Below are 22,833 nucleotides of genomic sequence, written 5' to 3'. Positions count from 1 at the left end.
TCCAACCACTAGTTCCTTTTTACCGTCGTTGCCACCAGATAAGAACTGCTGCCGCAAACCCAATGAGGGGTAAAACTAACAAAGATGACACTGTTAAAAGATTGGCTTGGGTGGTTGTTAGGGTTATCCGTCGGTTTTTGGGTTCTTTGGGGCGAATAGAAAGGGGTTGCTTATCTTGTTGATTCAGCCAGGTGACTGAGTTGAGAAATACATCTCCATTTAGTTGCTTGTCAAACAAGCCATCGGTGGCAAAGTTAGAATTTCCGAAAACGACTAAGCGGGACTCGGTGGGTGTTTGAGATGAAGGAGTGGGGGAGATGAGGGAGATGGGGCAGATGAGGGAGTGGGGGGGGGATGAGGGGGATGGGGAAGATGAGGGAGTGGGGGGGGATGAGGGGGATGGGGAAGATGAGGGAGTGGGGGAGATGAGGGGGATGGGGCAGATGAGGGAGTGGGGGAAGCAGTAGCCGCAGGTGCAGAAGTGGGGCTAGCTTGGCTTTGGGTAGTTGGTGATGGTAATGGGGAAGTTGGAGTTTTTGGGCTAGCTTTGCTTTGGGTGGTTGGTGATGGTAGCGGGGAAGGTGTGGGTGAAGTTTGGGGAGTGGGTGTAGGTTTGGGTATTTGTTTTCTTGTTAAGGCAACGCCTAAGGTCAGAGGCCCTTTGAGGTCTTTATCTGGATTAAATTCCAATTTTTCGCTTTCTAGGTCGCTTTCTGCCCAGCTACTGGGATAGGGTTTGGTTTGCAGTAGAGGAGTGGCTTGGATACTGGGTACTGAGGTAATTTCCAGAGGTCGGGAAATGGGATAAAAAGAAATATCGTTGCGGAAATCTTGGGTTATCGGATGTTGTCCGTATTCTGTGACTAAGGGGGCGGCAGGGCCAAGTCCGACGACGCTTTCACTTGAAACATCTACTGCTAAACGATTATCCAGACGAACACCCCACTCTTTTAGCAAGCTGTCAAGTTTGGGATCGGTATTAGGATCAATCATCAGCAGTAAGTTACCGCCTCTATTCAGATATTCTTGCAAGGCTTTGACTTCGGCTTCAAAAAGTCCTCGCTTGGGGCTAGCTACTATGACCACAGCGGCATCTTGAGGAACTTTTGGGTTTTCTGCTAGATTCAGGGGTTCTGTTGTGTAATTTTTATCCTTTAATCCCTCCATTGCTTGGGATATTGCACCTTTACCAGGTGAAAGTTGGCGTTCGCCATGACCTTGGAGTAAGTAAACTTTGGTTGTTGTTGAACTTGTTAGTTTTTGTAGGCGACTGGTTAATCTGATTTCTGAAAGGCGTTCATTTTGATTGATTGTTTGTACTAATTCCCTTTTATCCCCATATTCTAAGTAAACTTCGCCATAATCTTTGGCACCAATTTTTTCTGCCAGTCCTGGTCTAAGTTGGGGATCGACATATTCAAAATTAAACTTTGAGCTTTGTCGGCGATAATTTTCTAATAATTGTTGGTCTTGGGGATTCTGGTTAATATCAAATAGCCAGATTTTAACTGGCTGTGGCAGGGCTTTCACCAATTCCCGTGACTGAGGCGCAAGGGTAAACAATTGAGTTTCTGTTAAATCTGCCCGAAAGTGGTAGCGAGTTCCCAAAAAGTTAATCAATCCCAAAATTGCTAATACTGCTATGGTTGCTACCAAGGCATTAGTTCCAGCTTGGGTAGACCGACGCTTCCACCAATTAGTTTGGTAGCTTTGCCATATTATCCACAACCCAATAATCACAATTCCTGGAATCAGGAATGCTAATGAAATTAATCCCCATTGTTCAGAGACTAACCCAACTGTTAACCCTACAGCAACTAGGAACGGGCCTAGCCAAAACAGATATTTCCACAGTTTTTTCTTTGCAACTATCTTCATATTAATTAGACTGAAGTGAGGAGTTATGAGTTATGAGTTGTGAGTTATGAGTTTTAACTCTTCACTCCTGTACAGACGCGATTAATCGCGTCTGTACTCATAACTCATATGACTACTGACGCCCAAAGCGCAGTGCATCAATTGATTGAGCTGTGAGAAAGATGCCCAAAAAAATATAACTGGCAAATAAAATTAAGGCGCTGGTATCGAAAATACCTTGAATGAGGATGTTGTAATGTTTCAGCAACGACAGATAACTTAAGGCTTCACCTACGGAACCAGGAATAATTTTGGCGACTGTATCAATAAATAACAGTAATAAGACTACTGCAAAGGTGAGAACAGCAGAGAGAATTGTGCTGTCTGTTAATGAAGAAATAAACATTCCTAAAGATAAAATTGCCCCTGCTAGCAAGATTAAGCCAAAATGACCCACTAAGGGAGCTGAGGGCGTCATTGGTGGATTTGATCCACCGATCGCGATCGCTTCCAACACTACCACGGGCACAATCATAGTGATAAAAAATGTTAGCACGCCTAATAACTTACCTACAGCTACCGCCCAATTGGTGATTGGTGACGTGGCTAATAGTTCTAAAGTGCCCCGCTTACGTTCTTCGGCATAAAGTCCCATTGAGAGAATTGGCAGGATAAATAACAACAGCCCACCCATTGAATCCAAAAATGCTCGCACAAATTCGTAGGCGAAATCTATTGTTGGTATTGGTGCCCCTTGTTGTGCTTGTAAATCTATTGTCGCCGCTGCTGCAAAAATGCCATTTGGCCCTACTAAAATCATCACGAAAAATAACCCGGCGACGAACCAAAATACACCTGCGATCGCATATGCCAAAGGTGATACAAAATAACTCTGTAACTCTCGGCGATAAATGGCAATGATATTACCCAGTACTACACCCATTTATGCGGCTTCTCCTTGTGTGGCTGCTTCTAAATTCTTTTCTTCTGTGGTCAGTTGCAAGAACACATCTTCTAAGGTAGCGTTAACTCGCCGCAATTCATGTAAACCAAACCCTGCACGCACTAATGTTGTGGCAATATCTTTTCCTGGTTCTTTCCCTGGTTGCGATATCACCCGCAAATAAGCCCGATTTGCCTGGGGTTGATGACCTCCCGCTGTCGGAATTGATTCTACCAAACTTACACCCGCGATATTTTGCAAGACTTGTTTGGCGAGGGCGGCTTCTCCTTCTATCTCAATTTCATACCCTGAGCCGCCTGTCAACTGGGTCATTAAATTTTCTGGTGTATTAGTTGCGACTACTTTCCCGCGATTGATGATGGCGACGCGGCTACAAGTCATACTCACTTCTGGCAGGATGTGTGTGGAGAGAATAATTGTGTGAGTACCAGCGAGACTTTTAATTAAATTCCGCACTTCAATTATTTGTCTGGGATCGAGTCCAACGGTGGGTTCATCGAGAATGATTGCTGGAGGATCGTGGACGATCGCTTGAGCAATTCCTACCCGTTGACGATATCCTTTAGAAAGTTTGCGAATAATTACCCGGCGCTTATCTTGTAAGTTACAGCGTTCGATGGCTGCTGTTACCTTATTATTGCGATCGCCTGCTGAAACTCCCTTAATTCGGGCTACAAAATGCAAAAATCCTTCCACCGTCATTTCGGGATATAACGGCGGTGTTTCCGGTAAATAGCCAATTTTTTGGCGCACAGCCAGGGAATTTTCATGGACATCATAACCAGCAATGCGGGCATTGCCATTGGTTGCCGGTAAATAACCAGCCAGAATCCTCATGGTTGTAGTTTTACCAGCGCCATTGGGGCCTAACAACCCTAAGATTTCCCCTGGTTCGACGCTAAAAGTGACATCAGTAATCGCTGGGGTGGAACCGTATATTTTACTTAGATGCTCAACTTCAATCATCGTTGGTGGCGATCGTAAATTATAGGATACCCAATAATCTTAGATCACGATATTGGGGATGTGGGATTGGGCATTGGGCAACATAAATTTTTTGTCGATTTCTGGTAAAGTGTAGCGGGTATTTTAGTCAAAAAACCTACAGTGGAGAAAATCCCAGGGCGTTGCATCAGTAGTTCGAGGGGGTCGAAATCGTCCAGAAGATATTAGGGAACTCCAAAAAATAAATTATTCCAATTTCTGGACTCAACGGGACTGTTCTTTCCCCCTGCCCCCTGCCTTCACAGTGATGGAATATTTTTTTAGTTGGAAGTCCCTTAAACGTGCAACAGGAGGGAAAAACAAACTGCTATGACAACTTTTATATCTCTTCTTTTAATTTAGCTTGAGCTGCCTGGGTACTTCAACACGATATTTGGTAGGACTTACGCACTGAAGCCTGAAACGTAGATCCCTCCTAACCCCCCAATAAATTGGGGGGAACTTCTAAAGCCCCCTTTTTAAGCAGGGCTGTTTCATTCCATTTCAAACAGGATTTGTCAAGATGGTTAGCGAGAAAATTATAAGTCAGGGTGACGATGAGATGAACATTTAAACACTGAAATATCAGTAAAATAGTTCATTTTCTGGGCACGCTGGTAACAAAATAACTAATTTTTAATTGCTATAACCCTTGATTTTTAAAGCTCTTTGGGGAATGAAACAGCCCTGCCCTTTTTAAGGGGGTTGGGGGATCTGAGTGCGTAAGTCCTATTCGGGTACTCGAACACGATATTCGGGTACTTGAACACGATATTCGGGTACTCGAACACAACATTCGGGTACTCGAACACAACATTCGGGTACTCGAACACAACATTCGGGTACTTGAACACAACATTCGGGTACTCGAACACGATATTCGGGTACTCGAACACAACATTCGGGTACTTGAACACGATATTCGGGTACTCGAACACAACATTCGGGTACTTGAACACGATATTCGGGTACTTGAACACGATATTCGGGTACTCGAACAGAATAGACTTCTTGCATAAATGCAACTTAGGAATTACCAATTAGATTAAGGATCGCAGTAGCTAAATCCAATGGTTCTACGGGTTTCGGTAGGTGTTTTTGAAATCCGGCTGCTATGGCTTGATTGTAGTTAATTTCTCCAGCATAAGCAGTCAAAGCGATCGCTGGAATTTGTCCATTTTCTTCTGGCGGCAATTTTCTGACTTCGCGCAGCAGCATGTAGCCATCCATGAAGGGCATTCCAATATCGCTTAATAGGATATCTGGCTTTGATTGGGCTAGTGCTTCTAATGCTTCGGCTGCCGATGCAACTGCGGTTACAGTTGCTCCATACTCTTCTAAGGCAAAGCTAAAAAAGTCACGTACATCTGCTTGGTCGTCCACAAGCAAAATTTCCACTCCCAAAAGTAATGAGTCTTCACTATTGAGTTCTAAGTTAGAAGATTCCGGGCTGGGAACTCGTAACTCGGCACTTTTGAGCAAAGGTAGCTTAACTGTAAAGGTTGCCCCTTGTGCTTCTCCGGGGCTGTCTGCCTCAACTGTACCACCGTGAAGTTCAACTAAATGACGCACAATTGCTAGCCCTAATCCCAATCCGCCAAATACCCTGGTTGTCTTGGCATCTGCTTGGCGGAAGTAGTCAAAGACGTGAGGCAAAAATTCCGGGATGATCCCTTTACCTGTATCAATCACTTGGATTTGAGCATCCAAGTCAACTTGTTCTAGACGTACTTCTACTCTTCCTCCTGATGGTGTAAATTTAACGGCATTGGAGAGTAAATTCCACATGATTTGTTGCAGGCGATCGCCATCACCTAAAACTTTGCCGACATCATTACTAAGAAGCGTCTGAATTTCAATTGACTTGGCTTCGGCTGCTAAACGTACTGTTTCTTGGGCAGCGGCGATCGCAACTTTCAAATCCACTGCATGAAGATTTAGACTCAGCTTACCTTGTAAAATCCGCGACACATCCAGCAGGTCTTCAATGAGTTGGGTTTGTAATTTGGCGTTGCGTTCAATTGTTTCCAAAGCACGGACTTTAGTCGCTTCGTCGAACTTGCGGGTTCTGAGTAACTTTGCCCATCCTAAAATCGGGTTGAGGGGAGTTCTCAGTTCGTGAGAAAGGACAGCGAGGAATTCATCTTTAATGCGGTTGGCTGTTTCAGCCTGTGCCCGTGCAGTTTTTTCTGCTTCGTAAAGTTGAGCGCGGGCGATGGCTTGACCACATTGTTGTCCCAATGTCAACATAAATCCCCGGTCTTCTTCGTTAAAACCTTGGGCAGTAGCAAAGCTAAATCCCAGTGCGCCAATGGCTTTACCTTCTGCTATCAATGGTATGGAAGCCCAGGCGTTATTCCCAGTGAGAGCCACAGCATCAACTAAGTTGGGATAATTTGCCATCAAAGCTGCTACATTTTCTAAAAAAATCGGCTTTTTAGTTCTGACTGTTTCTGCGATTTGGTTAGGAGCAGTAATGGGAAAACTTCCCCAGGTATCTGTGAGTGGTTGTGGATAGCCAGTTGCTTGGACAACTTTCAAGGTAGTACTTCCTTGAGTCAGTAAGACAACGGAACCAGCACACGCTCCCAAAGCAGCAATTCCTTGGTTCATCACCACATCAGCTACTTGTTGGGGAGTTAGGGCTTCCGAGAGGGCGGCGGTGATGCTTTGTAAAAGTACGGTACGATTGACGGAACGCTCAGCTGCTTGTTTTGCCTGTTGAGTTTCTTGGTAGAGTCTAGCATTGTCAATGGCTGTAGCAGCCCGACGAGCAATATCCTCTGCTAATGCCAAGTCTACCTGTTGGTAGTGCCGACCTGACTCGGCTGTAAAAAAAGAGATTGCGCCAAATAATTGCCCACGGGAACGGACTGGAATCACCATTAAAGAATGAATACCCAGGCTTTGTAGCAATTGCAGATGCTCCTCGTCTTGAGCCATCACCAGAAGATGAGAGTGAGATAATTCGGGATAAAAGACGGATATTCCCATCTGTAGTTGCTGCACAAGCTGTTGTGCTGTGCTTTTGGGTGGATAACGCCGTTGGATTTCGTCTAAGATATTTTGTTTTGTGGGGTCGGCAATGGCGATCGCAATTTGTTTACTTGACCAATCTTCCTGAAAAACATCTACAATACACCAATCAGCTAGGGTAGGAACTGCTAAATTAGCCACATTAGCTAGGGTAATTTCATAATCCAACGAGGCAGCTAGTAGGGTGCTGGCTTCGACTAAAAACTGTTGGGTGGCTTCAACTCGTTTGCGTTCGCTAATATCCTCGATAATGCCTAAGGCATACTTGAGTTGTCCTTGATTATTCCAAACTGCTGATGAAGTTAAGTTGACCCAAACAATGGAACCATCTTTGCGGATGTAGCGCTTTTCTAGGGAATAACCATTAATGTCTTCTTGTGCCAAAACTCGCCGAGCATTTTCTCTATCAGCTTCTAAGTCATCAGGGTGGGTAATTTGTTGGAAGTTCATTTGCATTAACTCTTCGTGGCTGTAGCCAGTAATCTCGCACAGTGCCGGATTCACCTGAAGAAATCGTCCATCCAAGGCTACCAAACTAATGCCGACAGCAGCTTGGTTGAACATTGCCCGGAATCTTTCTTCGCTTTCTCGCAAGGCAACTTCTGTTTGTTTTGCTGCTGTCACATCTGCCATAATCATCCCAATTCCTACTGTTTCGCCCATTCGGTTGTTGACTGGGTAATAATTGCCCAGCCAGTATTCGTAATTGTCGGGTTGTCCTGGTGTCTGGGTGCGAATTTCGACATTCAGCAGTGGTTCTCCAGTATTCAACACCTGCTGTAACTGCACTTCCAACTCAGCGGCCATCTCTGGCAGGACTTCTGGAAATTTCCGTCCTAAATGTTCTTCTATGGTTAAACCGTTAATGTCTGCGAACACCTGATTAATCCGGATATATTGCAGTTGGCGGTCTAAAAAGCATACAGCAACGGGAGCGGCTGCTAGCAGCGCATCTAGGAGAGAGAGAGATTCGGCATAATGAATTAAAGCTTGGTGAATGTCTCGATAAAGTTGGGCATTTTCCACCGCCAAGGCAGCACGATAGGCGATATCTCCTGCTAAAGTCAAGTCAGAGCGATCGTAACGACGGTCTGATTCAGCGGTGACAAAGCTGATGGTGCCGAGTACTCGCCCTCCTGCAATTAACGGCACAATCATCACAGACTTCATCCCCAATTGCCGAACAAGTTCTAAGTGTTCTTCATTCTGAGTATTTGCCACTAATAGCGAGTCAGGTACTTCGGGGATTAGTTGGCTTTGCCCAGTTTGCAGTACTTTAGTAATTGCACTTGCACCCTTGTAATCTTGGGCATACTGCTGAAGTTTACCTGCTAATTCGGCTTTGGATGGGTCTGCATGGGCAATTGGTAAGCGACGAATGGAACCATCTTCATTGACAATATCGACGCTACACCAATCTGCTAGCTGGGGAACTGAAATTTTGGCAATTTGTTCTAGGGTTTCTTCGTAATCCAGGGAAGTAGATAGTACACTACTAACTTGGGCAATATAACGGAGTCTTTGCTCAGCCTGCTTACGCTGTGTAATATCGAGAACAAAGAAAGCTCCTCGATCGCAATTCCCCTCAAATTGGCTAGCACCTATCAAAATTGGCAAGTGTGAGCCGTCTTTACGGATATATTCTTTTTCATAGGGTGTGCAAGAGGGGCTGTTTTGCAGTTGAATCAGTGCTTGCTCATCGAGTGGCAAGTACTCTGCTGGAGTCAGGTTTTGCCAGTTCAGTTTGCCGGAAACTAATTCTGCACGAGAATAACCCAACATATCCAACAAGGCATCGTTAGCGTCTGTGATTTTGCCGTCTTTCTCCCAGAAGCCAATGCCAATCATATTTGACTCAACTACACTGCGAAACTTCGCTTCGCTTTCCCGTAATGTTTGCTCAGATTGCTTTTGCTGAGTGATATCAACAGATGTGATACCTACTCCTAATAACTGCCCATCGGGTAAACACACCGGATAATAGCTGACAATGCCGTAACGATACACCCCAGGCGGATAAGTTTCACCGCTGACTTCCTGATTAAGTAAGGGCTGCCTGGTTGCCATCACTTGCTCAAACACAGGCTCAATTTGTTCTGCCCATTGGGGTAGGACTTCCCGAAAGGTGCGACCAATATGTTGACTTTGTGGTAAACCATTGACGGCTGCTAGGGCTTCATTAGCGTAAACGTAGCGAAGTTCGGTATCAAGGAAAGCTAGGGCTACTGGTGAAGTGGTGAGCCAAGCATTCAGCAACGCCAAAGATTCATCTTTTTGCTGAAGGGCTTGTTGAAGTTCCCTTTGCAATCTAGTTTTTTCTAGTTCTGTCTGGTGGCGCTGGGTAATATTCACAGCCACACAAGTAATACCATAAATGTTATTGTCTGCATCCTTTAGCGGTTCAATCAGCAAATCATAGTAACGGTTTTCTCCACAGGCTGGCAGACAAACCTCTTCACGGGTGGAAATACCAGTTTTTAATACTTTTTGCTTAATTGCCGTCAATTGCTGTGCTACTGAGGCGGGAAATAATTCAGCATCAGACTTACCCAGGATTTCTAGTGCTGTGTCTCCACCTTGAGGATTATGAATCCACTGATATCGCAAATTGCGATCGTGCTGAAATATCATAATATCTGAACTGCTCAAGGCTAAGCGAAATCGCTCTTCAGAGACTTTGAGCTTTTGTAAATTTACATCAGCCCCTCTTTTAGAAGTCTTTAATGCCTCACATAAAATACTAAAGAGCAATCCCTGTAATGCAAATAATCCAATTCGCACGGAATTGGATAGGTCAAAACTCAGTTGATAAACTGGCGGGAGGAAGAAGTAATTGCTCAATAACACAGACAAGAAGGTTGCCAACAGCCCTGATTTCAAACCACCATACCAGGCACTCACCATTACAGCGCTAAAAAACAGCAAAAAAGGAGTTCCACTCATGCCCAGCCAGGGGTCTAGCATCAGCATTAGCACTAGTGCAAGTGCGACGGTTAATACAACAATGCCATAACGCAGTAATTGGGAATAGTGAATATGGAGCATCAAGAATGTTTGGGAGTAACCAATACTTATTGCACAGGCTTTACACACCCTAAGCTAGTTTGTAATTTTTAGTAATTTATCTCTAGATAGATTTTTGTTTAATTTTAAAAACTTCTTTTGCTAGAAGCTAATTATCAAGTTATGTAGTATGTAAAGCCAGAATTTATGATTATTTCTCTATAGCCATAAGATTGATTTGCTGACGATAAATACTCAATTTCCCAAAAGGTAGTAACCCAAGTTAATCGCAAAATTGATGGGATAAAATCTACTCATGGGTTAGTTGTTTATTTATTTAGGCGCAATAGTTAGAAGATAAATACAAAGTGTTACTTGCCAGAAGTGCTTCTGCTGTTTGGTGGCTCAGTGGTTTAGAGAACAGGTAACCTTGACCCAATTCGCATCCTAGTTGCTGTAACCAGTGAAGTTGCTGTGGTGTTTCAATACCTTCTGCAACAGTGCCTAATCCGAGTTGATTGCTCAAAGCAATGATGGTACTAACGACTTGGTAATTACGGTTTCCTTCCTCCATCTGACTCACAAAGGAGCGATCGATTTTCAAATTATCAGTGGGTAAACGATGGAGATAATTAAGCGATGAATAACCAGTACCAAAGTCATCAATACTAATCTGAATTTTTCTGGCCTTTAGTTCGGTTAATAAATCAATTGTCTTACTGATATTCTCAATGAGCATACTCTCGGTGATTTCCAGGGCTATGGAATCGCCTGGTAAATTTGTTTCGGCGAGGATGCGATCGATGTCTTCAATTAAGCTGGTTTGGCGAATATCTTGAGCAGAAAGGTTAATACTAATTTTCAGTGGCAAGTGAGTGGTAAACTTTGTTTTCCAGTTTGCCAGTTGTTGACAAGCGGTGTAAAGCATCCAGCGATCGATTTGCACAATTAGCCCGGTTTCTTCAGCGATCGCCATAAATTCCCTCGGCAAAACAAACCCGCGAGTCGGATGTTGCCAGCGCACCAATGCTTCAAATCCAATCAGCCGACCTGCTTGGGGTTGGCTTTGTCTGCCGTAGGCATCACCCAGGATGTCAACAATCGGTTGATAGTATATCACAAACTCTTCCCGTTCCAAAGCTTTGCGAATATCGGTTTCTAAAGTCAGTCGATTTACGGCTTGAGTGTGCATTTTGACATCAAAGATTTTGTAGGAACTTCTCTTTTGAGCTTTGGCTCGATACATGGCAATATCGGCATCTCGCAGTAAATCGGAGGCTTGACAATAATGATTTGTTCCTAAAACAATACCGATGCTTGTACTGATAACTACTTCGGCATCATTCAGTATCAACGGTGTTTGAAAATCTCTCAGGATACGCTCAGTAACTTGAATGGCTTTTTCAATACCAGGAATATCTTCCAGCAAAATTACGAATTCGTCACCACCAATGCGAGCGACTAAATCAACCTCCCGCAAATGAGTTTTGAGCTTTTGAGCAATATGCTTGAGTAGTTGGTCTCCAGCTAAATGTCCTAGACTGTCATTGATCACTTTGAACCTGTCTAAGTCTAAAAACAAAACTGCGTAACGATAGGTTTCTACTCGCTTAGTTCGGTTAATGGCTAATTCCAGCCGCTCCACCAAAAGTGTCCGATTCGGTAAATCCGTCAATGGATCGTGCAAGGCGTTGTGGATAATTAACTCTTGTGCTTGTTTTTTGTCGGTCACATCCAATAAAACACCATACCAAACAATATCCCCATTCTCTCGACTCTCTGGACGAGCATTTGTTTGTACCCACTTGAGTTTGCCAGAGGGTGTAACTAATCGCCACTCGTGAGAGAATGGTTTTAAAGTTTCAGCACTCTGTTTGGCAGCTGTATAAAATCCTGCGCGATCGCCAATATGAATTTGTCCAAAGCAAACAGAGGCATTTTCTAAAACTAGATCTGGTGTTAACTCTAAAAGATCCAGACAACCCAAACTGATGTACTCAAAGGCAGCAGAACCATCACAATGGTGTACAAAGCTGTAAATCATTCCCGGTATATTAGATGCTAATGTTTGTAGCAGCTTTTGGGCTTGTTTGCGCTCTGCCCGCACCTTTGCATCCCGAAGTTCTCGACGCACCGCCTCTGGCAATCGATTTAAGTTATCCTTCATCACATAATCATGAGCGCCTGCTTTCATCATTTCCACAGCCAATACTTCGCCGATTGTGCCGGAAACTAAAATGAAAGGAATATCCTTGTGACTTTGCTTTGCTATTTCCAGAGCCGCAGGAGCATTGAATCCAGGCAATCGGTAATCTGAAATCATCACATCCCAGCTACCGTTATTGAGGGCTTGGCTTAGCTGTTCGGCTGTTTGGACACGCTGCCAGATTGGATTGAAACCACCACGACGCAATTCACTGAGAACTAACATAGCATCAGTCTCGCAATCTTCAACAATCAGGACGTTCAAGGTTTCAGTCATCCCACGATCTCCTTGGTAACCCATTGACTAATCCGCCAATCTTTTGATTCCAATTTTTTTAAAACGCCTCCAGTGTCGATAAATGAGTTAATCGGGAGTTTCGCTATTGTATAATCGGCTTTGTGACTCAACCAATTTTGGATTTTAGATTGACCCCATGCCTCAAGACGGTGGTTCTAAGTACAGGATGTTAAATTTGGGATTTTAAATTTGTTCTCACATTTAAATTCTCTTGCTCTGAAACCAGTTTTAATTTTCGGATTGAGAATTATTCAATCAAAAATTCCAAATTTGTCTCGGAAAGTTTGAGCTTAGGCTTTCTTAGATCAGAACTTTCCGCAAAATCTAAAATTCGGTCAACCCGGCTTTGTCCTTCTGTGTATTAATTGCAGGCAGTTGAACCATGCTGGAAATTCCTGAATATAAAATTCGGGCAAAAATCCATGAAAGTGCTAATTCACGGGTTTACAGAGGAATTCATCAACCGGATGGTTTGCCCGTAATCTTCAAGATTTTGAAGAAAGACTATCCCACCCCCGAAGAAATCACCCGCTATAAGCTCGAATACGAAATTACACGCAGCTTATCATTGGAAGGTGCAATCCAAGCTTATGGTTTCCAACAATATCAAAATACTTTTTTACTCATTTTGGAGGATTTTGGAGGAGAATCTTTAACAAAAATTATAACTACCAGAAGATTTACTTTAACACAGTTTCTGAAATTAGCGATTCAGATTACTCAGAGTTTAAGTGAAATTCATAGTGCAAAGATTATTCATAAAGATATTAATCCATCCAATATTGTTTTTAATCCCGAAACAGAACAACTTAAAATTATTGATTTTGGAATTTCAACTGCCTTATCGCGGGAAACATTAATTCTCAAAAATCCAACAGTATTAGAGGGAACACTAGCTTACATATCTCCAGAGCAAACAGGCAGAATGAACCGCTCTCTGGACTATCGAACTGATTTTTACTCTCTGGGTGCTACCTTCTATCAACTGTTGACCAATCGATTGCCCTTTGAATCCCGTGATGCCCTGGAGTTAATTCATTATCACCTGGCTTTAGAACCTGTTGCACCTCATTGTATCGATCCAGAAATTCCTGTGATGGTTTCAGAAATTGTTCTGAAACTGTTAGCTAAAACAGCAGAGGAACGGTATCAAAGTGCCTGGGGAATTAAAACTGATTTAGAAGAGTGTCTTAACCAGCTACAACACACACGACGAATTGAGTCTTTTTTGTTAGGACAACAGGATATTTCTGACAAGTTTCAGATCCCGGAAAAACTCTATGGCAGAGAAAGAGAGGTGGAGACGTTATTAGCAGTATTTCAAAGAGTAGCAGGGCAACAGGACGCGGGGATGGGGGGACGCTCTGACGCAAAGAGAAAAGAAGATGCAAAGAGAGGGAGACGCAAAAACGCAAATGTTTGTGATAAATTCCCTGCGTCCTCTTATCAAGTTGAACTGATGCTAATTGCAGGATATTCCGGTATTGGCAAGTCAGTTTTGGTGCAGGAAATTTATAAGCCGATTACGCAACAACGAGGCTACTTGATTGCTGGTAAATTTGATCAGTATCAGCGCAATATCCCTTATTTGGCGATCGCTCAAGCTTTTGAATCACTAATCAAACAATTACTGACTGAAGACGAAGTGCAACTGTGTCAGTGGCGAAAGCATCTGTTGGCTGCCCTTGGCTCCAACGGTAGAGTCATTACCCAGGTAATTCCAGCATTGGAGTTAATTGTGGGTAGTCAAGCAGATGTACCTGTTCTACCGCCGACGGAAGCCCAAAATCGTTTTCACCAAGTTTTCCAAAATTTCATCGGCGTCTTTGTTCAATCAGAAAATCCCCTGGTGATCTTTTTGGACGATCTTCAGTGGGTAGATCATGCCTCCTTGAAGCTGATCCAATTGCTAGCTACCGCCATCAAAGGGCAATCTTTGTTGTTAATCGGGGCATACCGAGATAACGAGGTAAACTCAGCCCATCCCCTGATGCAGATGGTGGAGGAAATCCGCCACAGTGGAGGAGTGATAAATCAACTTTCTCTTTCTGCATTGAGTGTACCTGATATCAATCAGTTAATCGCCGATACGTTGCACTGCCAATTAGCAGATTCTCTGTCATTAGCAAAACTAGTGCAACTAAAAACTGGTGGCAATCCCTTTTTCATGAATGAATTTTTGAAATCTCTCTACAGTGAAGGGTTATTAAAATTCGATCGCCAAACCAAAAAATGGCAATGGTCGATAGAGCAAATTCAGGAGCGGGATATCACGGATAATATTGTACATTTAATGGCTCTGAAAATTCAAAAGCTTGACAAACAGACACAGCAAGTCTTACAGCTAGCTGCCTGTATTGGCAACTGTTTTGATCTCCAAACCCTGGCATTTGCCGCCCAATTATCCCAGCGAGAAGCCGCCCAGGCTTTAGGAGTAGCGATCGCCGAAGGGTTGATTCTGCCCCTGAGCAATACCCACAAATCAGTGGTGTTGGATGTGCCACTAACTGCCGATCTCCCTCCAGTAGAATACAAATTTGCCCACGATCGCATCCAGCAAGCAGCCTATTCCCTAATTCCCCCAGCCAAGCATTGCAACACCCATTGGGAAATAGGACAGTGTTTGTTGCAAATAACTCCCACGGAACAGTTAGAATCCAAGATTTTTGATATCACCAACCAACTAAATCTGGGCAGAAAACTCATCGAAACTCAATCCCAGCAGGATAATTTGTCTCGATTAAACCTGATGGCAGGAGAAAAAGCCAAGGCATCAGCCGCTTATGAAGCTGCTTGGCGATATTTGCAAATTGGTTTGGATCTACTGACAACCGATAGCTGGCAAAGAAATTATGACTTTACCCTGACCCTGTATAATGCAACAACAGAAGCAGCCTATCTGAGCGGTAATTTCGAGCAAGTAGAGCCACTATTCCAACAGGTACTTCACCATGCAACAACCCTACTAGCCAGCTTAAAAGTCTACGATGTCAAAATTCAGACTTGTGTAGCCCAAAATAAATTAATAGAGGCGATTCAAATTGGTTTAGAGTTACTTCAGCAGTTAGGAGTTCACCTCCCCATCGGGCCAAGCTTTGAGGATGTTCAGCAAGCACTTGGGGAAACTGCCTGCAAATTGGCAAACAGACGCATCGAAGATTTAGTTGACTTGCCAATTATGTCTGAGCCAGAAGTACTGGCGGCAATGCAGCTTTTGGCAACCATGTGTGCATCAGCTTATTTGGCAGTACCTCCCTTATTTCTGCTGATTGTACTCAAGATGGTGGATTTGGTGGTTGAGTACGGAAACATGATGTTGGCTCCCTTTGCCTATGCCGCCTATGGAATTATTCTTTGTGGAGTTGTCTTTGAGATTGAAGCAGGGTATAAATTTGGTCAACTGGCCTTAATTCTGCTCGATCGCCTAAATGCCAAACCTATTCAAGCCAGAACCCTATTCGCGGTTAGCAACCAGATTAACGTTTGGAAAACACACCTTAAAAACAGCCTCAAGCCACTCCAGAATTGCTATCAAATTGGTGTTGAGCAAGGCGATTTAGAGTTTGCTGGCTACGCGGCTATGTATTTTTGTGGTTATTCATTTGCAGCCAGTGAACCTCTGACTGAACTCCAATTACATCTAACCAGTTATGCTCAGGCAGTAAAACAAATCAAGCATTCGGCTGGCATTGATTTCGTGGAGATTTGCTGGCAGACTGTTTTGAACTTGGTTGAGGAAGTTCCCAATCCTGGGATGTTATCGGGTCAAGTTTACAATGAAGCAACTCGGCTACCCCAGATGCAACAAACCAATTTTCAGGCAGGTTTGTTTTATTTTTACCTGAATAAATTATTTCTCTGTTATTTGTTTGGCGATGTAAATCAGGCGATGGCCAATGCTGTCCTCGCCCAAGAATATTTAGCAGCCATGACTGGAGCGGCTTTGGTTGCCATCTTTCACTTCTACGATTCTCTATGCCGGTTGGCGGTGTATCCCCACACAGATGTCGGCAAACAATCACAGTTACTGGAGCAGGTAGCAAAAAATCAGACAAAAATGCAAAATTGGGCGCACCATGCCCCAATGAACTATTTGCACAAGTGGTATTTAGTAGAAGCAGAACGGCATCGGGTGTTGGGTGAGGTATTGGAAGCAATGGACGCCTACGATCGCGCCATTGCCTTAGCCAGGGAGAACCAATACCTGCAAGAAGAAGCTCTGGCAAACGAACTCGCAGGCAAGTTTCATCTGGCAAACAACCGCATCACAATCGCCAAAGCTTATTTCCAAGAAGCGAGGTACGGCTACCTGCGTTGGGGAGCAACTGCTAAAGTCCAAAGTCTGGAAAAACACTATCCCCGACTACTAGAGGTTAGCTCAGAAAAAGGCGAAATACGTAAACTTGACACTACACAGTCGGCTTCCAGCAAGTTAGAAGCATTTGATTTAGAAACGGTGTTGAAAGCCTCCCAGACAATTGCCAGTGAAATTTTGTTAGATAAACTCCTGGCAAAATTGATGACGATCTTAATTGAAAATGCTGGGGCGCAAACAGGTTATCTGATTTTGCCAACACAAGACGAATGGCGGATTGAGGCGATGAAATCCATTGGCGTAGGCGCAACTCGTGGCAGACATCACCAAGTCATTTTACAATCAATTCCCCTGGAATCAAAAGACAACAATCCTGAGTTGCCAACCGCCCTAATCAATTACGTGGCTCGCACCCAGGAAAGTATCGTCCTAAATAATGCTGCTGCTGAAGGCAACTTTCAGTCCGAACCCTGGATTATGCGACATCAATCCAAATCAATTCTTTGTGCGCCGCTGTTAAACCAGGGAAAACTCACGGCAATTGTCCTTTTAGAAAACAATCTCAGCACCAAGGCATTTACCCCGGAGCGAATTGAAGTCCTGCGCCTACTTTCTAGTCAGGCAGCTATTTCTATTGACAATGCCCGTTTGTTGAAGCAGCAAGCAGAACTGAATGCATCCTTACGGGCTGAAATTGCCGAACGCCAACGGGCAGAAAAAGACCGCGATCGCTTAATTGCCATGCTGGAAGCCACCACCGACTATATTGGCATGGCAGACTCACTCGGCAATGTCCTGTGGAATAATGTTCAGTTTCACAAACTCCTTGGCCTGTCCCTGGATGCAGACCTCTCCACCTTGAGCATCGCCAACTACCATCCCCAGTGGGCATTAGAAATTATTCAAAACCAGGGCATTCCAGGGGCGATTCGGCATGGCACCTGGGTTGGTGAAACCGCTTTGTTGGACAGCGATGGCAGAGAAATTCCGGTTTCCCAAATGATCGTTGCTCACAAAGCAACAGATGGCAGCGTGGAATATTTTTCTACCATAGTCCGGGATATCACTGAGGCCAAACGTCGAGAAGCGGAACTCAAAAGAGCAGAAACAACGCTGCAAAATTTGGTTACAGGAACGGCTGCGGTTACAGGACAAGATTTTTTTCCAGCTTTGGTTCATCATATTGCCGAAGCCTTGCACGTCCCCTATGCCATTGTTACCGAACTAGTAGATGGCAAACTTCAAGCTCTGGCTTTTTGGGCGCATGGGGCATTGCAACCAGAAATATCTTACTTTCCAGCACGTACACCATGCGAATTTGCCTTGAGAGACGGATTATTTTACTGCGAAAGCTATGTTCAGGAAATTTTCCCTGAAGACTTAGACTTAGTAACAATGCAAGCAGATAGTTATCTCGGTATTTCCTTAAAAAATGCTAACGGCGACCCCATTGGCAATCTTTGTATTCTCGACGTGCAACCACTGTCAGATAGGCGACGAATAGAGGTAATTCTAGACGTATTTGCAGCGCGGGCAGGAGCAGAATTGGAGCGCAAGAGGGCGATTGAAGCCCTGCATCAACTCAACCAGTCTTTAGAAACCAGGGTCAAACAACGAACTACCCAACTAGAAACTGCTAACAAAGCTTTAGAGGCCTTTTCCTACTCAGTTTCCCATGATTTGCGGGCACCACTGCGGGCGATCAATGGCTTTTCGAGAATGATGCAGGAAGACTACGGCGAACAACTCGATGGGGAAGCCAATCGTTACCTGAAAATTGTCCGCGAAAATGCCAAACGTATGGGTGAGTTGATCGATGATTTGTTGGCCTTATCTCGTTTGGATCGTAAGGAAATGTCCCGTCAGCCTGTCTTTCCCAATGAGATGATTCAAATGGTGCTGAATGATTTAGCCCCGGATTGGTCGGGTCGTGAGATTGAATTTGCGATCGCCGATTTACCTGGATGTCAAGCTGATCCTTCCCTACTCAAACAAGTTTGGCTCAACCTGTTATCCAATGCCATCAAGTATACCCGCTACAAATCCCTTGCCTGCATTGAAGTGGGTTATGAGGTGATGAATGGTGAAGGAGTGTACTTCATCAGAGATAATGGGGCAGGATTCGATATGCGGTATGCAGATAATCTGTTTGGCGTTTTCCAACGTCTGCACCGCGAAGAAGAATTTGAAGGTACGGGGATCGGACTGGCGATCGTGCAACGCATTATTCAACGCCACGGGGGGCGCATCTGGGCAGAAGCCGCGTGCGATCGAGGCGCAACTTTTTACTTCACCCTTCCAATCAACTAATACCGTTTGACTTTAAGGTTGAGACAAATACCTTGGTAGGGTAGCACAGCTGTCATAGGTGTCAACTTCAGATCAAAGGGTTGTCCCACATACGCTTTACCCCACCCCCAACCCCTCCCCTTAAGAAGGGGAGGGGCGGTTTTGCGTCAGCAAAGCCGGGGTGGGGTGATGCTCGGTTAAGGAATTTCTTGGTTGAGGCAAGCAGGGGGAGCAGGGGGAGAAATGGAGGCTGGCGCCCTTGTTTTTGCCTCCCCTGCTTCCCCTGCTTCCCCTGCTTCCCCTGCCTCCCCTGCTTATCCGAGCAGTATTGGGGTGACTCCGGATTGATTGGTAATTGAGTAAGTTTGCTCTAACCTGATTACAAGGTTTTTACGTTACAGCGTTTTTCATCTATTTGAACCACAATCCCCGTTAGGGTAGCACAGATATGCTACCCTACAACGTGGTCTATTTACCTGAAAATTGCTGTAAGTTGACACCAATGCACAGCTGTGCGCCCCTACGGAAAATGTATATATAGCAAAAGCCTTGGTGGTTAGGACATTAACAGATGATAAAACCTAGACACAAAAAGACTTTTCACCCAGTCACCAGTCCCCAGTCCCCAGTCCCTTGCTATACATCAAGATTTTGGTGAAATGGTATAACCCATGATTGACCAACCCACTGACCCATCTTCCGAGCAACCAATTTCCATTCTCTTAGTGGAAGATAATCGTGCTGATGCCGAACTAACCATTCGGGCATTGCGTCGCGGCAGAATTGGCAATCAAGTTCAACTGCTTGAGGACGGAGCAGCAGCCCTAGATTTTATTTTTTGTCAGGGAGACTATGCCCACCGCACCATGACGAATCAACCCAAAGTCATTTTACTGGATTTGAAACTGCCAAAGATCAGCGGATTAGAAGTTTTACGGCAACTCAAGTCCGATCCACGTACACAAATGATTCCGGTTGTAGTACTGACCTCTTCCGCCGAAGACCGAGACATGATCGACAGCTACCAGTTTGGGGTGAATAGCTACATCGTCAAACCTGTGGATTTTGAACAATTCAACCAAGCAGTCCAACAACTTGGTTTTTATTGGGTCTTGTTTAATCAATTACCAGTTTTGTGAAAGGCAGTGGGCAGTGGTGGGCAGTGGGCATTGGGCATTGTGAACGAGTCTTTGATACTCGCCGACGAGTCTTTGATACTTGTGAACGAGTCTTTGATACTCGTGAATGAGTCTTTAATACTCGCCGACGAGTCTTTGATACTCGCTGACGAGTCTTTGATACTCGTGAACGAGTCTTTGATACTCGTGAACGAGTCTTTGATACTCGCCGACGAGTCTTTGATACTCGCCGACGAGTCTTTGATACTCGCTGACGAGTTTTTGATACTCGTGAACGAGTCTTTGATACTCGTGAACGAGTCTTTGATACTCGCTGACGAGTCTTTGATACTCGCTGACGAGTCTTTGAACTCCGTTAATAAATCTTTGAAGTCTAATTTTCTGCCCCCATGCCCCATGCCCCACTCCCCACTCCCCACTCCCCACTCCCCTCCTTCACCACTCCTAGCAATTTTTCAATATGTCCTGCTTCATGAGTTGCCATGACAGATATTCTGATGCGACTTGTGGGTACTGTGGGGGGACGAATTGCTGGGGCAAAAATGCCAGCCTCTCTGAGGTACTTTCCAGCTTTTAGGGCATCTGTGGCGTTAGGCAATTGAAAACATAGTATAGGTGATTCCGAAGGCAGTAATTTGAGATTAGGTAGCCGTTCGAGCAAGGTTTTCAAATAACGCACATTCTCCCACAATTGGGCACGGCGTTGCGGCTCTTGTTGGACTATCTTGATTGCTGCTAAAGCTGCGGCTGTATCAGCAGGTGAAAGCCCAGTGGTGTAAATCCAACTGGGTGCCCGATTCCGCAAAAAGTCAATTAAGGCACTACTTCCCGCTACATATCCGCCCAAACTACCCAAAGCTTTACTCAAAGTACCAATTTGAATTAACGGCTTTCCCGTACACCCAAAATGCTCAACACATCCAGCACCAGTTTTTCCGAGTACGCCAGTGGCATGAGCTTCATCAACTAGCAGCATACAGCCAAATTCATCAGCGATATCCAACAGTGCCAGCATTGGACATAAATCGCCATCCATGCTGAAGACACTATCAGTCAGAATCAAACAGCGTCGGTAATTTTGCCGCTGCTGACTCAACTGCGTTTTCAGTGCTACAACATCACAGTGCGGATATTCCACCACTGCTGCACCGCTGAGAATCGCCCCATTTTTCAGACTGGAATGATTGTATTGGTCAGATAAAATTAAATCACGCTTGCCCACAAGGGCAGTAATTGCACCCAAATTAGCTAGATACCCGGAACTAAATACCAAAGCATCTTCAGTTTGTTTGGTAGATGCGATCGCCTTTTCTAACTCCCTGTGCAATTCCCTGTGTCCACTGAGTAATCTGGAACCAGTACTACCAGTACCAAATTCCTCAATGGCAGCGATCGCCGCTGCCATCAAACGTTCATCCCCAGCCAATCCCAAATAATCATTACTGGCAAAATTAATTACCTCTTGCCCAGCTAAAACCACCGTTGCACCAGACCGACCGTCGATAGTTTGTACTGATCGATACCAGTCAGCCCGATGAATAGTTGCCAGAGATTTTTCTATCCAAGCATAAGGGTCAGTGGGCATAGAGGGGAGTGGGAGATGAGGGAGATGAGGGAGATGAGGGAGATGAGGGAGAAGTGGGGACGCAAAGAAAAACTAATCACAAATGACAAATGACTAATGACTAATGACCAATGACAAATGACTAATGACCAACTTGTTCGCTACTACTGAGATGAGCGATCGCTTGTTTAATCCAATCTTCTACATAGGCGTCTTTTGGTAATCCGATGTCTTCACTCACCACATGCAAGGCGTGACTGACTTCATGGGCAGTATACCCCAAAGCAAACAGCGTCATTTGCACTTCTTCGAGAATTCCCGGTGCAGGGCCGCCTGTGGCGACGAAGAAGCCAGCTGATTTGCGCCACTCAATCAATTTGCTTTTCAGTTCTAAACAGATGCGTTCGGCAATCTTTTTGCCCACACCGGGGGCTTGAATTAAGATTTGGGTATTGCCAGCGATCACTGCTTGGACTAAATCTGGTAGTTCCAAAGTATCCAGGAGTGCGATCGCTAAGGCTGCACCAACACCACTAACCGTCAACAAGTGGCGAAATAAATCGCGTTCGGCTGGAGAAGCAAAGCCATAGAGGAACGGCACTTCTTCCCGAATTTGGAAATGGGTAAAAATTTGCGCCACTCCTCCTGAATCTGGTAACTGGTTTGCTAAGCGTTGAGGAACTTGCAAATCATACCCCAAGCCATTCACTTCCAGAGTCAGAACAGCCCGATTACCAATTGTTTGAATACCAGCAACGATTCCTTTGAGATAGCTAATCATTTTAAAATACCAAAATATTTTAATCCTTCCAGAATTCCACCTGCACAAAAATCTTGTGCTAGGTAACGATAGTCAGTCGGATACTCGTTGTGCCACTGGAGTAACTCTTTTCAAGCATTACCGACTATGATTCCCCTTTCGTTGCCTACAGCAAATAAAGCAATATCATTAATTACCACAGACAACTGTTTGTTCCGCTGCAAATTTCCACTTTTGGTGCAGAAATTGCATTGCTTGACCTTTATCGCTGGTAAGGGGTACAATGTCAAGGTCTATTCTGCAACTGTAGATTAACTTTACATTTAATTTATATTTCTCCAAATCTGCCCCAAGTTGTGGTATGTCTCTTGGCATATGGGTTTTTTAGTAAGAAAAAACTCACTTGTGCCACAAAATGT

At 44.5% G+C, this 22,833-nt stretch carries 10 protein-coding genes and 2 pseudogenes; 2 read left to right on the top strand and 10 right to left on the bottom strand.

Annotation, left to right across the window (positions count from 1 at the left end; translation table 11 throughout):
- Positions 1-19 precede the first annotated feature (19 nt).
- The 6 genes and pseudogenes from IQ276_RS35685 to IQ276_RS35660 form a co-directional block, all read right to left on the bottom strand.
- Positions 20-1,878 (bottom strand): annotated as a pseudogene (locus IQ276_RS35685) (GldG family protein).
- Between the two features lie 112 nt (positions 1,879-1,990).
- Positions 1,991-2,800 (bottom strand): ABC transporter permease, encoded by an 810-nt coding sequence (locus IQ276_RS35680; RefSeq protein WP_193915638.1) that lies wholly within the window; start codon positions 2,798-2,800, stop codon positions 1,991-1,993.
- Positions 2,801-3,787, bottom strand: a complete 987-nt coding sequence (locus tag IQ276_RS35675) for an ABC transporter ATP-binding protein (protein WP_190879032.1) — start codon at positions 3,785-3,787, stop codon at positions 2,801-2,803.
- A 747-nt stretch (positions 3,788-4,534) separates the two neighbouring features.
- Entirely contained in the window at positions 4,535-4,822 is a 288-nt protein-coding gene (locus IQ276_RS35670) for a hypothetical protein (protein ID WP_193915640.1), read from the bottom strand.
- A 9-nt stretch (positions 4,823-4,831) separates the two neighbouring features.
- Positions 4,832-9,886, bottom strand: a complete 5,055-nt coding sequence (locus tag IQ276_RS35665; protein WP_193915641.1) for a PAS domain S-box protein — start codon at positions 9,884-9,886, stop codon at positions 4,832-4,834.
- Positions 9,887-10,181: 295 nt separating this feature from the next.
- Positions 10,182-12,326 carry an EAL domain-containing protein gene (locus tag IQ276_RS35660; protein WP_193915643.1) on the bottom strand — a complete coding sequence of 715 codons (2,145 nt, stop codon included), beginning with the start codon at positions 12,324-12,326 and terminating at the stop codon, positions 10,182-10,184.
- A gap of 403 nt (positions 12,327-12,729) precedes the next feature.
- Here IQ276_RS35660 and IQ276_RS35655 point away from each other — a divergent pair, with 403 nt between their 5' ends.
- Together IQ276_RS35655 and IQ276_RS35650 are read left to right on the top strand one after the other, a co-directional pair.
- A complete protein-coding gene (locus tag IQ276_RS35655) occupies positions 12,730-18,972 on the top strand; it encodes an AAA family ATPase (RefSeq protein WP_193915645.1) in 6,243 nt (2,080 codons plus the stop codon).
- Positions 18,973-19,622: 650 nt separating this feature from the next.
- Positions 19,623-20,090 carry a response regulator gene (locus IQ276_RS35650; RefSeq protein ID WP_190879040.1) on the top strand — a complete coding sequence of 156 codons (468 nt, stop codon included), beginning with the start codon at positions 19,623-19,625 and terminating at the stop codon, positions 20,088-20,090.
- Positions 20,091-20,204: 114 nt separating this feature from the next.
- Here the strand turns inward: IQ276_RS35650 and IQ276_RS35645 are convergent, their stop codons facing one another.
- The 4 genes and pseudogenes from IQ276_RS35645 to IQ276_RS35630 form a co-directional block, all read right to left on the bottom strand.
- Positions 20,205-20,495 carry a hypothetical protein gene (locus IQ276_RS35645; RefSeq protein WP_235116276.1) on the bottom strand — a complete coding sequence of 97 codons (291 nt, stop codon included), beginning with the start codon at positions 20,493-20,495 and terminating at the stop codon, positions 20,205-20,207.
- Entirely contained in the window at positions 20,464-21,675 is a 1,212-nt protein-coding gene (gene bioF / locus IQ276_RS35640; protein WP_235116275.1) for an 8-amino-7-oxononanoate synthase, read from the bottom strand. Before bioF ends, IQ276_RS35645 begins: the two co-directional genes overlap by 32 nt.
- A 121-nt stretch (positions 21,676-21,796) precedes the next feature.
- Positions 21,797-22,435 carry a Holliday junction branch migration protein RuvA gene (ruvA, locus tag IQ276_RS35635; protein ID WP_190879046.1) on the bottom strand — a complete coding sequence of 213 codons (639 nt, stop codon included), beginning with the start codon at positions 22,433-22,435 and terminating at the stop codon, positions 21,797-21,799.
- A pseudogene (locus IQ276_RS35630) lies at positions 22,432-22,777 on the bottom strand (HAD family hydrolase); the annotation flags it as partial. The pseudogene IQ276_RS35630 and the gene ruvA, both read right to left, overlap by 4 nt.
- Positions 22,778-22,833: the final 56 nt, after the last annotated feature.

Source organism: Desmonostoc muscorum LEGE 12446 (genome assembly GCF_015207005.2).
GTDB classification, from domain to species: domain Bacteria; phylum Cyanobacteriota; class Cyanobacteriia; order Cyanobacteriales; family Nostocaceae; genus Nostoc; species Nostoc muscorum.
The sequence above is the reverse complement of the archived record's forward strand: the minus strand, read 5'-3'. Positions and strand labels throughout refer to the sequence as shown.